General features: G+C 70.1%; 18 protein-coding genes. 1 reads left to right on the top strand and 17 read right to left on the bottom strand.

The window, feature by feature from the left end:
- Positions 1 to 92: 92 nt before the first annotated feature.
- Genes tsaD through glmS form a run of 7 tightly spaced genes read right to left on the bottom strand, consistent with a single transcriptional unit; the run spans position 93 to position 6,246 of the window.
- Positions 93 to 1,145 carry a tRNA (adenosine(37)-N6)-threonylcarbamoyltransferase complex transferase subunit TsaD gene (tsaD, locus tag HUS56_RS11740; RefSeq protein ID WP_173923599.1) on the bottom strand — a complete coding sequence of 351 codons (1,053 nt, stop codon included), beginning with the start codon at positions 1,143 to 1,145 and terminating at the stop codon, positions 93 to 95.
- A complete protein-coding gene (rimI, locus tag HUS56_RS11735) occupies positions 1,142 to 1,651 on the bottom strand; it encodes a ribosomal protein S18-alanine N-acetyltransferase (protein WP_254431415.1) in 510 nt (169 codons plus the stop codon). The genes tsaD and rimI overlap by 4 nt, the downstream gene beginning before the upstream one ends.
- A 37-nt stretch (positions 1,652 to 1,688) precedes the next feature.
- Positions 1,689 to 2,324, bottom strand: coding sequence for a tRNA (adenosine(37)-N6)-threonylcarbamoyltransferase complex dimerization subunit type 1 TsaB (gene tsaB, locus HUS56_RS11730; RefSeq protein WP_173923598.1), 636 nt, complete (start codon positions 2,322 to 2,324; stop codon positions 1,689 to 1,691).
- Between the two features lie 9 nt (positions 2,325 to 2,333).
- Entirely contained in the window at positions 2,334 to 2,810 is a 477-nt protein-coding gene (gene tsaE, locus HUS56_RS11725; RefSeq protein WP_173923780.1) for a tRNA (adenosine(37)-N6)-threonylcarbamoyltransferase complex ATPase subunit type 1 TsaE, read from the bottom strand.
- Positions 2,811 to 2,839: 29 nt separating this feature from the next.
- Positions 2,840 to 4,006, bottom strand: a complete 1,167-nt coding sequence (gene alr / locus HUS56_RS11720) for an alanine racemase (protein ID WP_173923779.1) — start codon at positions 4,004 to 4,006, stop codon at positions 2,840 to 2,842.
- 5 nt (positions 4,007 to 4,011) lie between these two features.
- The gene (locus tag HUS56_RS11715; protein WP_173923597.1) at positions 4,012 to 4,377 is read right to left on the bottom strand and encodes a holo-ACP synthase; all 366 of its coding nucleotides are present in this window, start codon (positions 4,375 to 4,377) and stop codon (positions 4,012 to 4,014) included.
- Positions 4,378 to 4,395: 18 nt separating this feature from the next.
- Positions 4,396 to 6,246: a glutamine--fructose-6-phosphate transaminase (isomerizing) gene (gene glmS / locus HUS56_RS11710; RefSeq protein ID WP_173923596.1), complete on the bottom strand. Its 1,851-nt coding sequence runs from the start codon at positions 6,244 to 6,246 to the stop codon at positions 4,396 to 4,398.
- 119 nt (positions 6,247 to 6,365) lie between these two features.
- Between glmS and coaA the strand changes: the two genes are divergently transcribed.
- A complete protein-coding gene (gene coaA / locus HUS56_RS11705) occupies positions 6,366 to 7,322 on the top strand; it encodes a type I pantothenate kinase (RefSeq protein ID WP_173923595.1) in 957 nt (318 codons plus the stop codon).
- Between the two features lie 105 nt (positions 7,323 to 7,427).
- Here coaA and glmM read toward each other — a convergent pair whose 3' ends face one another.
- From glmM to infA, 10 genes are all read right to left on the bottom strand, one after another.
- Positions 7,428 to 8,789, bottom strand: coding sequence for a phosphoglucosamine mutase (glmM, locus tag HUS56_RS11700; protein ID WP_173923594.1), 1,362 nt, complete (start codon positions 8,787 to 8,789; stop codon positions 7,428 to 7,430).
- 15 nt (positions 8,790 to 8,804) lie between these two features.
- On the bottom strand, positions 8,805 to 9,290 hold the full coding sequence (gene rpsI, locus HUS56_RS11695; protein ID WP_173923593.1) for a 30S ribosomal protein S9: 486 nt from the start codon (positions 9,288 to 9,290) through the stop codon (positions 8,805 to 8,807).
- 44 nt (positions 9,291 to 9,334) lie between these two features.
- Positions 9,335 to 9,781, bottom strand: a complete 447-nt coding sequence (gene rplM / locus HUS56_RS11690) for a 50S ribosomal protein L13 (RefSeq protein ID WP_173923592.1) — start codon at positions 9,779 to 9,781, stop codon at positions 9,335 to 9,337.
- Between the two features lie 158 nt (positions 9,782 to 9,939).
- Complete coding sequence (gene truA, locus HUS56_RS11685) at positions 9,940 to 10,863, bottom strand: tRNA pseudouridine(38-40) synthase TruA (protein ID WP_173923591.1); 924 nt, start codon at positions 10,861 to 10,863, stop codon at positions 9,940 to 9,942.
- 84 nt (positions 10,864 to 10,947) lie between these two features.
- A complete protein-coding gene (gene rplQ / locus HUS56_RS11680; protein ID WP_173923590.1) occupies positions 10,948 to 11,502 on the bottom strand; it encodes a 50S ribosomal protein L17 in 555 nt (184 codons plus the stop codon).
- Between the two features lie 46 nt (positions 11,503 to 11,548).
- Positions 11,549 to 12,535, bottom strand: a complete 987-nt coding sequence (locus HUS56_RS11675; protein ID WP_148733836.1) for a DNA-directed RNA polymerase subunit alpha — start codon at positions 12,533 to 12,535, stop codon at positions 11,549 to 11,551.
- 170 nt (positions 12,536 to 12,705) lie between these two features.
- A complete protein-coding gene (gene rpsK, locus HUS56_RS11670; protein WP_173923589.1) occupies positions 12,706 to 13,104 on the bottom strand; it encodes a 30S ribosomal protein S11 in 399 nt (132 codons plus the stop codon).
- Positions 13,105 to 13,136: 32 nt separating this feature from the next.
- The gene (gene rpsM / locus HUS56_RS11665; protein ID WP_173923588.1) at positions 13,137 to 13,517 is read right to left on the bottom strand and encodes a 30S ribosomal protein S13; all 381 of its coding nucleotides are present in this window, start codon (positions 13,515 to 13,517) and stop codon (positions 13,137 to 13,139) included.
- Positions 13,518 to 13,767: 250 nt separating this feature from the next.
- Positions 13,768 to 13,881: a 50S ribosomal protein L36 gene (rpmJ, locus tag HUS56_RS11660; protein ID WP_056734976.1), complete on the bottom strand. Its 114-nt coding sequence runs from the start codon at positions 13,879 to 13,881 to the stop codon at positions 13,768 to 13,770.
- Positions 13,882 to 13,949: 68 nt separating this feature from the next.
- A complete protein-coding gene (infA, locus tag HUS56_RS11655) occupies positions 13,950 to 14,171 on the bottom strand; it encodes a translation initiation factor IF-1 (protein WP_011186713.1) in 222 nt (73 codons plus the stop codon).
- Positions 14,172 to 14,336: the final 165 nt, after the last annotated feature.

The following is a 14,336-nucleotide window of genomic DNA, read 5'->3' as shown; positions in this document are numbered from 1 at the left end:
GGTGGTACGGATGCGCTTCTGAGCGACATCCGGCTCTTCGTGCTCACACTATCGCGGTGCGTATCACGTGCACAGCCTTCGAAGCGGCCGTGTCACCCTTGGACGTCGGTGACCGGAAGCGTCGAGTCCGCGCCGAATCCCAGGTCGGACGGCCCGTGGCCGGCCATGATCAGCTGGGCGCCGAGCGCGGCGATCATCGCGCCGTTGTCGGTGCAGAGCGACAGCGGCGGAACCCGCAGGGCGATGCCGGCGGCATCCGCTCGCTCCTCGGCCACCTCACGCAGCCGGGCGTTCGCCACCACGCCACCCCCGAGCAGGAGCCGCGGCACGCCGAGGTCGACGCACGCGCCGACGGCCTTCGACACCAGCACGTCGACGACGGCCTCGCGGAAGCTCGCGGCGACATCCGCCAGGGGGATCGGCTCGCCGGCCGCCTCCCGTTGCTCGACCCAGCGTGCGACGGCCGTCTTCAGTCCCGAGAAGCTGAAGTCGTAACGGTGCGCGGCCAGGTCCTTCGGCTGGGTGAGACCGCGGGGGAAGCGGATCGCGTCGGGATCGCCGCCGAGCGCTGCCCGGTCGATCTCGGGTCCGCCGGGGTAGGGCAGGCCGAGCAGCCTGGCCACCTTGTCGAACGCCTCGCCCGCCGCATCGTCGATCGTCTCGCCGAGCAGTTCCACGTCGGCCACGAGGTCGCGCACGAGCAGCAGCGACGTGTGCCCGCCCGAGACGAGCAGCGCGACGGTCGGCGTCTCGAGCGGTGCCTCGTCGTCGAGGAGGTCGGCGCCGACATGCCCGACGAGATGGTTCACGGCGTAGATCGGCCGGTCGAGCGCGAGCGCCAGCGCCTTGGCCGCACCCACGCCCACCATGAGCGCGCCCGCGAGTCCGGGCCCGCTGGTCACCGCGACGGCATCGACGTCGGGAAGTTCGATCTCGGCGTCGGCGAGGGCCGCGGCGATCGTCGGGCCCAGGGCCTCGAGGTGGGCGCGTGCGGCGACCTCGGGCACGACCCCTCCGAACCGGGCGTGCTCTTCCATCGACGACGCGATGACGTTCGCGAGCAGCTCGGTGCCGCGCACGATGCCCACGCCGGTCTCATCGCAGGAGGTCTCGATGCCGAGCACGAGGGGCGCAGCGCGGTTCATGCGCCGCCTCCATCGGATGCCGCGGGCCGGGTCATGGCCGCCGGCACCTCGAGCCGCATCAGCACGGCGTCGATGCCGCCCCGGTAGTACCGCGGACGCATCCCGATCTGTTCGAAGCCGAGCGACTCGTAGAGCGCGCGCGCGATGGGATTGTCGGAGCGCACCTCGAGGAACAGCTCGGCGACGCCCCGACGGCGGGCCTGCGTGATGAGCGCGTGCATGAGGCCACGGCCGAGACCCATGCCCCTGGCGAACGGCGCGACGGCGATGGTCTGGATGTCGCCCTGACCGCTGTCCTTCGGTGCGAGCAGGCCGGCGTACCCGAGCAGGCGCTCATCGGGATCGTCGGCGTCGTCGTCGACCGCGACGAGGTAGTAGCCGTGCGGATTCTCGATCTCGCGCCGCATCGCGTTCTCGGGCCATGCGTCGTCGACGAACGTCTCGCGTTCGAGGCGCATGATGGCGGTGAGGTCTTCGACCTTCGCCCGCCGCATCAGGACGCTCACCGTGTGCGCTCCGTACTCGCTGCGCTCGCCGTGGCCTTCACCGCAGGACCCGCTTGCGCTCGGCGAGCGTCACGTCGGGAGCCCTGAGGTAGATGGGCGCGTCGTCGGCGAGCGGCAACCGGCCCGCCGCGAACGCCAGCTCGGCGAGCATGCCGACGGCGCTCGCCGGCACGAGGGCGGCATCCACGCGGATGCCCCGGGCGGGCGGGACGTCGTCGCGGGGCGCGAGCCCTGGGCCGGTGCGCCGCACGGGAAGCCGGTCGGCGTCGAGGCCGTCGTACTCGGAGACCGCGACCTCACGACGACGCGCATCGGTGACGACCTGGAGCGCGCCTTCGCCGCCGTCGGCGTACCAGGACCACGCGACGGCATCGTGGCTGACCACGGGGACGAACGGGCGGCCGATTCCCAGCGCGAACGCATGCGCCGCCGCGATCCCGACCCGCAGGCCGGTGAACGGGCCGGGCCCCATGCCGGCCGCAACGCCCGACAGCTGCGCCGGCCGCACGTCGGCGGTGGCGAGCGCATCGCGGATGAAGCCGCCGATCACCTCGGCGTGGCGCATCGTGTCGTCGGTTCCGGTCTCGGCCAGGCAGCGTACCCCACCGCCGGCGCCGTCGTGATCGACGATTGAGACACTCGTGCCCGTCGACGTGTCGATCGCGAGGAGCATGGATCAAGCCTACTGGGGTGCGTCGTACACGCTTCCGGCCCAGCGCGGCCCGTAGCCGCGAACCTCGAGCGTGCGCGGCTCGTCGCCGCCGAGGTCGTCCGCGGCCGCGGCATCCGCCATCGCCTCGAGGTGCTCGCCCCTCGGTCGCTCGATGACGATCTCGAGCCGCGAATCGCTGACGTCGTCGACGAGGCCGGCGCCCCACTCGACGACCACCACGGAGCGGTCGAAGTCGAGGTCGAGGTCGTCGAGGAGCATCGCATCGCCGAGCCGGTATGCGTCGACGTGCACGAGCGGCGGGCCGTCGGCGAGACTCGGGTGCGTTCGCGCGAGCACGAACGTGGGGCTCTGCACGGGGCCACGCACCCGCATGCCCGCGCCGATCCCGCGTGTCAGCGTGGTCTTGCCCGCACCCAGCGGGCCGGTGAGCACGACCAGGTCGCCGGCGCGCAGCTGCGAGCCCAGCTCCCGGCCGAACGCCTCCATCTCGGCCGTGCCGGGGACGTCGAGCCGGATCACCCGTCGCCGCCGACGTACGTGCGCGGCACCCGAGGGCCGATGCGCGTGACGATCTCGTAGCCGATGGTGTCGGCGGCCGCGCCCCAGTCGTCGGCGGTCGGTGCGCCGGTCGCCGGGTCGCCGAAGAGCACGACCTCGTCTCCCACGGCCACGGCGGCATCACCCACGTCGACGAGGAACTGGTCCATCGCGATGCGGCCCACGACGCGACGGCGCGCGCCGGCGAGCCAGACCTCGGCACGGTCCGAGGCCTGCCGCGGCACGCCGTCGGCGTAGCCGAGGGGCACGAGCGCCAGCGTCGTCGGACGATCGGCCCGCCAGGCGTGTCCGTACGAGACCCCGGTGCCGGGGGCGATCCGACGCACGGCCGCCACTCGTGCGCGCAGGGTCATCGCGGGCCGGAGGCCGAGGTCGACCGCGGTCGTGCCGTCGCCGAACGGCGAGACGCCGTAGCATCCGATGCCGAGGCGAACGAGGTCGAGGCGCGCCTCGGGGTGGCGCACGGCCGCGGCGGTCGACGCGACGTGGCGCACCTCGGGGTTCAGTCCGGCCGCCGTGGCCGCCGCGAACGCGCGCGTGAACGCCGCGAGCTGCGCGGCGTCCTCCTCATCGGAGGTGTTCGCGAGGTGCGTGAACACGCCGCGCACGATCAGGTGCCCATCGCGCTCGAACCGCGCTGCCGCACTGACGGCGTCGGGCCAGTCCTCGGGAGGGACCCCGTTACGGCTGAGCCCGGTGTCGATCTTGAGGTGCACGGTGGCCCGACGGCCGACGGATGCCGCGGCATCCGCGACCGAGCGCAGCTGGCCGACCGAGGAGACGCCGAGCTCGACCTCGCGGGAGATCGCCCGGGCGAAGGCGGCCTCGGGATCGTGCAGCCACGCGAGGATCGGTGCCTCGATGCCCGCATCGCGAAGCGCCACCGCCTCGTCGAGGTCGGCGACGCCGAGCCATGCGGCGCCACCGGCGAGCGCAGCGCGGGCGACCGGCCCCGCTCCGTGGCCGTAGGCGTCGGCCTTCACGACCGCCATGGTGCGCGCCGGTGCCACCTGCTGGGTGAGCGCCGCGACGTTCTCGCGGATGGCGTCGAGGTCGATGACGGCCTCTCGGAACGGCCGGGATGCCGCGTGGCCGGCGTCTACCCGGGCGCCCTGCGGCGCCACGTCGTTCACGTCGGCGTCCGTTCGGTCTCGAGCACCACGAAGGCACTCGCGATGCCGGCGTCGTGGCTCATCGAGAGGTGCACGTGGCGGATGCCGAGCCGGAGAACGTGCTCGGCGAGCCCGCCCGACAGCTCGAAGTCGGGGTTGCCCTCGGCGTCCTGCACCACCTGCATCTCATGCCACCGGATGATCGCGTGACCGCCGAGCGCCTTGATGAGCGACTCCTTCGCGGCGAAGCGGGCCGCGAGCGACCGGGCCGGCCTGCCGCGTTCGCTCTCAGCGAACAACCGCTCGACGAGGGCCGGCGTCCGGGCGATGGAACGCTCGAAGCGCCGGATGTCGACCACGTCGATGCCGATCCCCACGATCACGACGTCGCCCGCCCCTCGTCACTCGACCGTCACGGACTTGGCGAGGTTGCGCGGCTGGTCGACGTCGAGGCCCTTCGCCTGGGCGAGCTCCATCGCGAACACCTGCAAGGGCACCACCGCGAGCAGGGGCTCGAAGAGGGGTGCCGCGAGCGGGATCCGGATGACCTCGTCGGCGAAGGGCAGCACGGCCGCGTCTCCGGCCTCGGCGATCGCGATGACCCGGGCGCCGCGCGCACGGATCTCCTGGATGTTGGAGACGACCTTCGGGTGGAGGTTCGCCGAGCCGCGAGGGCTGGGGACGACGACGAACACGGGCTGGCCGGGCTCGATGAGCGCGATCGGGCCGTGCTTCAGCTCACCGGCGGCGAAGCCCTCGGCATGGATGTACGCGAGCTCCTTGAGCTTCAGGGCGCCCTCCATCGCGATGGGGAAGCCGACGTGGCGACCGAGGAAGAGCACCGCTCGCGTGTCGGCCATCCAGTGCGCGAGCTGCCCGACGCGGTCGGCCTGCTCCAGCACGGTCGAGAGCTTCTCGGGCACCGCCTGCAGCTCGGCGAGCTGATCGGCCAGCTGCTCGGCATCGAGCGTGCCACGGACCCGTGCCAGGTGCAGGCCGAACAGGTAGAGGGCGGCGATCTGCGCGACGAACGCCTTCGTCGACGCCACGGCGACCTCGGGGCCGGCGTGCGTGTAGACCACGGCATCGGATTCGCGCGGGATGGTCGCGCCCTGGGTGTTGCAGATCGAGATCGTGCGTGCGCCGTTCTCGCGTGCGTACTTGACCGCCATGAGCGTGTCCATGGTCTCGCCGGACTGGCTGATCGAGATGACGAGGGTGTCGTCGCCGAGCACGGGCTCGCGATAGCGGAACTCGTGGCTGAGCTCGACCTCGACGGGCACGCGCGCCCACTGCTCGATGGCGTACTTCGCGACCATGCCGGCGTAGGCCGCCGTACCGCAGGCCACCACGGTGATGCGACGGATGCCGCGGAGCTCGTCGTCTCCGAATGCGGCGAGCTCGGGGATCACGACCTGGTTGTCGGCCACGCGGCCGAGCAGGGTGTTCGCCACGGCCTCGGGCTGCTCCGAGACCTCCTTGCGCATGAACGAGGACCAGCCGCCCTTCTCGGCGGCCGAGGCGTCCCACGCGACCTCGAACGGCTCGACCTCGACCGGGCGACCCGCGAAGTCGGTCACCGCGACGTCGTCGGCCGTGATCGTCACGATCTGGTCCTGCCCGATCGCCACGGCCCGCTTCGTGTACTCGACGAACGCCGCGACATCCGACCCGAGGAAGTTCTCGCCGTCGCCGAGTCCGATGACGAGCGGCGAGTTGCGACGCGCCCCGACGACGAGGCCCGGCTGGTCACGATGCACGGCGAGCAGGGTGAACGCGCCGTCGAGCCGCGACACCGTGTCGCGGAACGCCTCGGGCAGGTCGCCGGTCCGGCGGTACTCGCGACCGAGGAGCACCGCCGCCACCTCGGTGTCGGTCTCGCTCTCGAACTCGTAGCCCTCGGCGAGCAGTTCGTCCTTCAGCTCGGCGAAGTTCTCGATGATGCCGTTGTGGATGAGGGCCAGGCGGCCTTCGTCACCCAGGTGGGGGTGGGCATTGCGGTCGGTGGGTCCGCCGTGCGTCGCCCAGCGGGTGTGTCCGATGCCGGTCGTGCCGGTGTGCAGCGGAGATGCATCCAGGTCATCGGCGAGCACCTGGAGCTTGCCGGCGCGCTTCGCCGTCTCGATGACGCCGTCGTCGTCGACGATCGCGACTCCGGCCGAGTCGTATCCGCGATATTCGAGGCGCCGCAGGCCGCCCATGAGCACGTCGAGGCTGTTGCGCTCACCGACGTATCCGACAATTCCACACATGGAGGCGATTCTAGTGTCGCCCGACTGGGCGACTGCCGCATGCGCCGGCGCCCCCGGGCCCGCCCGGGGAGCACTGCGCTCCCCGCGGGCCCGCCCAGGCGGAACACTAGACTGACACGGTGCTGGATCCGCAGAGCCCGTCGTCGCACGTCGCGCAGATCTCGCCGTTCATCGAACTCAGCCGGGCGAACTGGGCTGCCCTCGCCCCCTCCATGGAGGCGCCGCTCCGCGAGACCGAGATCGTGCAGCTGCGGGGCCTCGGCGAGCCGCTCGACCTCCAGGAGGTCGCCGAGGTGTACCTGCCGCTGAGCCGTCTCCTGAACCTCTACGTCGGCGGCACCAAGGCGCTGCGCACCGTGACGAGCGAGTTCCTGCGCGAACGGTTCGAGCCCACGCCGTTCGTGATCGGCGTCGCCGGATCGGTCGCGGTCGGCAAGTCCACCATCGCGCGCCTGCTTCGCGAGCTCCTCGCCAGGTGGGAGCACACGCCTCGGGTCGAGCTCGTCACGACCGACGGGTTCCTGTTCCCCAATGCCGAGCTCGAGCGACGCGGTCTCATGGAGCGCAAGGGCTTCCCCGAGTCGTACGACCGCCGGTCGCTGCTGCGGTTCGTCAGCGAGGTGAAGGCGGGCGCTGCCGAGGTTCGGGCGCCGTTCTACTCCCACCTCGCCTACGACATCGTGCCCGATGCCCAGATCACGGTCCGTCGGCCCGACGTGCTCATCCTCGAGGGACTCAACGTGCTGCAGCCGCCCGGCCCCGGTCACCGCCTCGCGGTGAGCGACCTGTTCGACTTCTCGATCTACGTCGACGCGCGAACGAGCGACATCGCCCGGTGGTACGAGGAGCGGTTCCTGAAGCTGCAGCGCGGGGCCTTCTCGAACCCGCGCTCGTACTTCCACCGCTACGCGAGCCTCACCGAGGACGAGGCGCGTCAGCGCGCGCGCCAGATCTGGCACGCCATCAACGAGCCGAACCTGCTGCAGAACATCCGGCCGACGCGCTCGCGTGCCTCCCTCGTGCTGCGAAAGGGCGCCGACCACACGGTGTCGAGCGTGCTGCTGCGCAAGCTCTGAGCTCGCGTCGCCCGCCGTCGAGCACCGCAACTCGGTGCACCGCGGCATCCGTCGCTCAGGTCATCGAGTCGCCCGATCCTCGGCAGGATCGGGTGACTCGGATCGTCAGCGCGCGAGCCGTTCGCGTACGACGGCGGCCAGCGCCTGAGCGTGCCGTTCCGCGATGGCCTGCTCGGATGCCTCGACCATGACCCGCACCATCGGCTCGGTGCCCGAGGGGCGAAGCAGCACACGGCCCGAATCACCGAGTTCGGCCTCGACCCTCGACACGGCCGCGGCGATCTCGGCATCGTCACCGAGGGCATGGTGGTCGATGTCACGCACGTTCACGAGCACCTGCGGATAGACCGTCATCACTGACGCGAGCTCGGCGAGCGTCTTGCCCGTGCGAGCCATCTCGGCCGCCAGGTGCAGGCCCGTGAGCACCCCGTCACCCGTCGTCGCGAACTCCGTCATGATGACGTGCCCCGACTGCTCGCCGCCGAGGGCGAGGCCGTTGGCCGAGAGCGCCTCGAGCACGTAGCGGTCACCCACCTTCGTCTCGATCACGCGGATGCCGCGCTCGGCCATGGCGCGACGCAGGCCGAGGTTCGACATCACGGTGACGACGAGCGTGTCGTCGGTGAGCGTGCCGCGCTCGTGCATCGACACGGCGAGGATGGCCATGATCTTGTCGCCATCGACCACGTTGCCGTCGGCATCCACCGCGAGGCAGCGGTCGGCGTCGCCGTCATGGGCGATGCCGAGGTCGGCGCCGTGCTCGACGACGGCGGCCTGCAGCCGCTCGAGGTGCGTCGACCCGACGCCGTCGTTGATGTTGAGGCCGTCGGGATCGGCACCGATGACCGTCACCTCGGCGCCGGCGTTGCGGAACGTCTCGGGCGACACACCGGCCGCGGCGCCGTGGGCGCAGTCGAGCACGACGTGCAGACCGTCGAGCAGGTACGGCAGCGTGCTCAGCAGGTGCACGACGTAGCGGTCCTCGGCGTCGGAGAAGCGACGGATGCGCCCGACGCCGCCGCCGATCGGCGCGAGCTTCTCGCCGGCCAGGTGCGCCTCGATGCGATCTTCGACGACATCGGGCAGCTTCGTGCCGCCGAACGAGAAGAACTTGATGCCGTTGTCGGGTGCGGGATTGTGCGACGCCGAGATCATGACGCCGAAGTCGGCGCCGATGGAGTCGATGAGGAACGCGGTCGCGGGCGTCGGAAGCACTCCCGCGTCGAGGACGTCGACGCCGGAGCTGGCGAGACCCGCCGAGACGGCCGCGGTGAGGAACTCACCGGACACGCGGGGATCGCGCGCGACCACCGCCGTCGGGCGGCGTCCTGCCGCCCGGAGCTCGTCGGCGTGACGCCCCTGGGTGAGGACGGCAGCCGCTGCTTGGGCGAGGCCCAGGGCCAGGTCAGCCGTGAGTTCACGGTTGGCCAGGCCCCGGACCCCGTCGGTTCCGAAGAGCCGAGGCATGTGAGACGCTCGCGCTTAGCGCTTCGAGAACTGGGGCGCCTTGCGGGCCTTCTTGAGGCCGGCCTTCTTGCGCTCGATCACGCGTGCGTCGCGCGTCAGGAACCCGGCCTTCTTGAGGGTCGGACGGTTGTTCTCGCGGTCGATCTCGTTGAGTGCACGGGCGACGGCGAGGCGCAGCGCGCCTGCCTGGCCCGACGGCCCGCCGCCGGTGATGCGGGCGATCACGTCGTACGAACCCGCGAGCTCGAGCACGGTGAGCGGGTCGGTGATGAGCTGCTGGTGCAGCTTGTTCGGGAAGTAGTCCGCGAACTCGCGTCCGTTCACCGTGATGGTGCCGGCGCCGGGGACGACGCGCACGCGGGCGATGGCCTGCTTGCGGCGGCCGACGGCCGAGCCCGACACGTTGAGCACCGGACGGGGAGTGGCGGGAGCCGCCGCGGGCGCGCTCTCGGTCGTGTAGCTCTCAGGAGCCTGGTCGATCTGGTCTGCGATCTTCGCCATGGTGGTTGTGAATCCTTAGTTCGAGAAGGTCGAGTGCGCCGGGCTTACTGGGCGACCTGGGTGAGGGTGTACGGCTTCGGCTGCTGCGCGGCGTGCGGGTGCTCGGGGCCGGCGTAGACCTTCAGCTTCTTCAGCTGCTGGCGCCCGAGCGAGTTCTTCGGGAGCATGCCGCGGATCGCCTTCTCGACGGCGCGGACGGGGTTCTTCTCGAGGAGCTCGGCGTAGCCCACGGCCTTCAGCCCACCCGGGTAGCCCGAGTGACGGTACGCCTTCTTCTTCTCGAGCTTCTGGCCGGTGAGGGCCACCTTGTCGGCGTTCACGATGATCACGAAGTCGCCGGTGTCGACGTGGTTCGCGAAGATCGGCTTGTGCTTGCCGCGCAGCAGGGCTGCGGAGTGGCTCGCGAGACGACCGAGGACGATGTCGGTCGCGTCGATGACGACCCAGTCGCGCTGGATCTCGTTCGACTTGGGAGTGTAGGTGCGCGTCACGGAAGTGCTGCTTTCTGATCGAGTGAGGGGTTCGTGAATCCCGCTCCGGTGGGGTGTTCGCCCGCGATGCGTTCGAACGCCCCGGTGGAGGGCTCATCTTCGGGTGCCATCGTTCGGCCGGCTCGCAAGAGCAGCACTGGCGGCACCAAAGAGGTAGCTTAGCCGACGATGCCTTCGGCGTGCAATTCTCGGCGGGCCCGCGTCTGGGCGGCCCGAGCCTCGAGTTCATGGTCGTCGGGGTACCCGACCTCGGTGAGCACGAGTCCCTTGGCGGGCATCACCTTGAATGCGCTGGTGCGCTGCCCGGCGTGCAGCAGTGCCTCGGGGTCGCCGACACCGAGTCGCCCCTCCCCCACCGCGACGCAGGCACCGACGAGGGCCCGCACCATCGAGTGACAGAAGGCGTCGGCTTGCAGGGTCGCGACGAGCACCCCGTCGTCGTCACGGGTCCACCGGTACGCCTGCAGGGTTCGGATGGTGGTGGCGCCTTCGCGTGGCCGGCAGTACGCGGCGAAGTCGTGCAGACCCACGACCGACACGGCCGCGGCATCCATCGCCGTGTCGTCGAGGTGCCTGGGATAGGCGACGGTGCGACGGCGTTCGAGGGGATCACGCACGGCGGATGCATCGGCGACCCGGTACTCGTAGCGACGCCAGCTCGCGGAGAATCTCGCATCGAAGCCCGCCGGCGCGCGCTCCGCGTGGGTGACGACCACGTCGGCGTCGGCACCGAGGATGCCCGTGAGTCGACGCGCCAAGGCCGCCTCGCGCGTGGGGTCGGGGTCCTGCCCGCGGCGCGGGCGCGCGACCGCAGCGAGGGCGTGCTCGTCGACATCGACGTGCGCCACCTGGCCCAGGGCGTGGACGCCGGCGTCGGTGCGACCCGCCACCGTGAGCCGAGGGGAGGTGCCGGTGCGCCGGAAGAGCGTGGCGAGCGCGTCCTCGAGCACGCCCTGCACGGTGCGGAGCCCCGGCTGGCGGCTCCAGCCGCTGAAGTCGGTGCCGTCGTAGGCGATGCCGAGCCGGATTCGAACGACGGATGCCGCGGCATCCGTGTCGGTGGAGGGCTCGGTTCCTGGCATGCGACCAGCCTACGGCCGGGCACCGCCTGGGACGCAGGAGGGCCGCACTGCAGATGCAGCGCGGCCCTCGCGGAGTCCTTGCGGCTACTTGGCCTCGGCAGGCTCCTCGACCGGAGCCTCGGCCGACTCCTCCGACGCCTCGGCGCCGACGGCCTCGTCGACCGTGGCCTCGCCCTCGGTGACGACCTCTTCGGGCGTCTCCTCGGCCACGGGCTCCGCTGCAGGGGCCTCGTCGGCGGCGGGAGCGGCGGCCGGCTTGGCTGCGCGCTGCTTCGGGGTCACGGGCTCGAGCACGAGCTCGATGACCGCCATGGGCGCGTTGTCGCCCTTGCGGTTGCCGATCTTCGTGATGCGGGTGTACCCGCCCTCACGGTCGGCCACCTGCGGCGCGATCTCGGTGAACAGCTTGTGCACGACCGACTTGTCGCCGATCACCGACAGCACGCGACGGCGGGCGTGCAGGTCGCCGCGCTTCGCGAACGTGATCAGGCGCTCGGCGAGGGGCCGCAGGCGCTTGGCCTTCGTCTCGGTGGTGGTGATCCGCTCGTGCGTGTAGAGCGCGGCGGCGAGGTTGGCGAGCAGGAGCCGCTCGTGCGCGGGACCGCCTCCGAGGCGGGGACCCTTGTTGGGCTTCGGCATGGTTCGTTATCTCCAGTGGTGGGGGGTCGGTGTGGCGGGCGAGCGCCTAGTTCTCGTCGTCGAAGCCCGTGTAGAAGTGGGCGCCGTCGAATCCGGGCACGGAGTCCTTCAGGGAGAGACCCATCTCGGTGAGCTTGTCCTTGACCTCATCCACCGACTTCTGCCCGAAGTTCCGGATGTTCATGAGCTGCGATTCCGAGAGGGCGACGAGCTCGGAGACCGTGTTGATGCCCTCGCGCTTCAGGCAGTTGTAGCTGCGAACCGAAAGGTCGAGGTCTTCGATCGGGATGGACAGCTCGCTGGAGAGCACGGCGTCGACCGGCGCGGGGCCGATCTCGATGCCCTCGGCCGCGACGTTGAGCTCGCGCGCGAGCCCGAACAGCTCGGTCAGCGTGCGACCCGCCGAGGCGATGGCGTCGCGCGGGGAGATGGCGGGCTTCGTCTCGACGTCCACCACGAGGCGGTCGAAGTCGGTGCGCTCACCGGCACGAGTGGCCTCGACGCGGTACGTGACCTTGAGCACGGGCGAGTAGATCGAGTCGACCGGGATCTGACCGGCCTCGGAGTACTCGTTGCGGTTCTGGCTGGCCGACACGTAGCCGCGGCCGCGCTCGATCGTGAGCTCGAGCTCGAACTTCGCGGAGTCGTTGAGCGTCGCGATGACGAGTTCGGGGTTGTGCACCTCGACTCCGGCCGGTGCGGAGATGTCGGCCGCGGTGACCTCACCGGCGCCCTGCTTGCGCAGATAGGCCGTGATCGGCTCGTCGTGCTCGCTCGAGACGACGAGGTTCTTGATGTTGAGGATGATCTCGGTCACGTCCTCCTTCACGCCCGGGACGGTCGAGAACTCGTGCAGCACGCCGTCGATGCGGATGCTCGTCACGGCGGCGCCGGGGATGGAGGAGAGGAGGGTGCGACGGAGGGAGTTGCCCAGGGTGTAACCGAAGCCCGGCTCGAGGGGCTCGATCACGAAACGCGAACGGAACTCCGAGATGTTCTCTTCGGTGAGCGTCGGGCGCTGTGCGATCAGCACTGTTGATTCCTTTCGGCAGGGTGTCCGCTATATGACACCTGCGAGGTACGAGGATCTTGAGTTGTGAGAGAACGTGGCGCCGGTGGTCGAGTAGCGCCCGGCGTAGCCGGACGCGTATCGAGACCGAACTCGATACGGCCTTCGGCCTACTCGATCACCGGAACGGAGGACTAGACGCGGCGGCGCTTGGGCGGGCGGCAGCCGTTGTGCGCCTGGGGCGTCACGTCGTTGATGCTGCCGACCTCGAGGCCCGCGGCCTGGAGGGAGCGGATCGCGGTCTCACGGCCCGAACCGGGGCCCTTGACGAAGACGTCGACCTTCTTCATGCCGTGCTCCTGCGCCTGGCGCGCAGCGGACTCGGCGGCGAGCTGCGCGGCGAACGGCGTCGACTTGCGCGAACCCTTGAAGCCGACGCCCCCCGAGGAGGCCCAGCTGATCACGGCACCGTTGGTGTCGGTGATCGAGACGATCGTGTTGTTGAACGTCGACTTGATGTGGGCCTGGCCCACGGCGACGTTCTTCTTCTCCTTCTTGCGCGGCTTGCGAGTAGCCGACTTGGGTGCTGCCATGTGTGAAATCTCCTAGATCTGGCGACAAGCGGTTACTTGCGGCCGGCCTTCTTCTTGCCGGCGACGGTGCGCTTCGGGCCCTTGCGGGTACGAGCATTGGTCTTGGTGCGCTGACCACGGACCGGGAGGCCGCGACGGTGGCGCAGGCCCTCGTACGATCCGATCTCAACCTTGCGGCGGATGTCGGCGGCCACCTCGCGGCGGAGGTCACCCTCGACCTTGAAGTTGGCCTCGATGTAGTCGCGGAGGGCGACGAGCTGCTCGTCGCTCAGATCTCTCACGCGGATGTTGCCGTCGATGCCGGTCTCGGCGAGCGTGATGAGCGCTCGCGTGCGGCCGACGCCGTAGATGTAGGTCAGTGCGATCTCCACGCGCTTCTCGCGCGGGATGTCGACTCCTGCCAGACGTGCCATGTGTGGCTTCTCCTGATTCGAAGTGGAGGTGTGGAGCAACGCCGGTGCCCGGGCCTCCGACCCGAGGTGTCCCTCTCTGCGGGTCGAGGAGCGACGAAGTCGCGTCTCGAGACCGGTGAAGAGTTCTGACGTTGCCGATGCGGTGTTCAGTTGTGTGTGCGACTCGGATCTCGATACGCGTCGCGCTTCGCGCGGCGCTACTCGACCCTGAACCTGCGGATGAGCCTGCTTCGCAGCCTCATCCTCCGGTTCAGCCCTGACGCTGCTTGTGACGCGGGTTCTCGCAGATCACCATGACGCGGCCGTGGCGGCGGATGACCTTGCACTTGTCGCAGATGCGCTTGACGGAGGGGTTGACCTTCACAGTTGTTCCTTGGTTCTCGCTGTCCTCGTACCCACGGGATGCCGCGGGCCGTTACTTTCCAGCAGGCCTCACTTGTAGCGGTAGACGATGCGGCCGCGCGTCAGGTCGTACGGGCTCAACTCGACGATCACGCGGTCCTCGGGGAGGATGCGGATGTAGTGCTGGCGCATCTTGCCTGAGATGTGCGCGAGGACCTTGTGCCCGTTCGTGAGCTCCACCCGGAACATCGCGTTCGGGAGTGCCTCGATGACCGAGCCTTCGATCTCGATGACGCCGTCTTTCTTGGCCATAGCCTCACTATCGCTTGCGGTTTGGGATGCTGGTCGTGCGATGATGTTGCGCACGACGACGGATCCGTCTGGCGGGGCCATCGGGCATGCCGAAGCGGGCGTGCAGAAACACCAAGGGTCAACTATAGGCGATTCGGGCGCGATTCGCCAGTCGAGACGCGGATG

Source organism: Agromyces sp. Marseille-P2726, assembly GCF_902809835.1.
Taxonomy (GTDB): domain Bacteria; phylum Actinomycetota; class Actinomycetes; order Actinomycetales; family Microbacteriaceae; genus Agromyces.
Note: the sequence above shows the minus strand (reverse complement) of the source record. Positions and strands in the feature narration are given on the sequence as shown.